The organism is Paraburkholderia sp. SIMBA_030 (genome assembly GCF_046535245.1).
Classification (GTDB): domain Bacteria; phylum Pseudomonadota; class Gammaproteobacteria; order Burkholderiales; family Burkholderiaceae; genus Paraburkholderia.
The window spans coordinates 1-275 of sequence record NZ_JAWRXB010000422.1 but is presented as its reverse complement, the minus strand read 5'-3'; the positions used below and the strand labels follow the sequence as shown (position 1 = coordinate 275).

General features: G+C 62.2%; 1 protein-coding gene. It reads left to right on the top strand.

The window, feature by feature from the left end; genetic code table 11:
- Positions 1-204: alpha/beta fold hydrolase (locus tag SB772_RS40615; protein WP_410838601.1), on the top strand; the 204-nt coding region annotated here is incomplete at its 5' end.
- Positions 205-275: the final 71 nt, after the last annotated feature.

Here is a 275-nt window from a genome sequence, read left to right as displayed (position 1 = left end):
CGCGAATACACGCCGCCCACGCTCGCGATCTGGGGCAAGCACGATCCGTTCTTCATTCCGCCGGGCGCGCAGGCGTATCGCCGCGATAATCCGAACGCGGTCGTGACGATGCTCGACACCGGCCACTTCGCGCTCGAAACCCATGTGGACGAAATCGCGGCGGGCATCGGCGAGTTGATGGAGCGGGAGCGGGCGCGGGCGTAACCCGATAATTTCACTAAAAACGGTTACAATCCACACGAAGCGCACGAAGGAGGAAGCGGATATGGACGCAG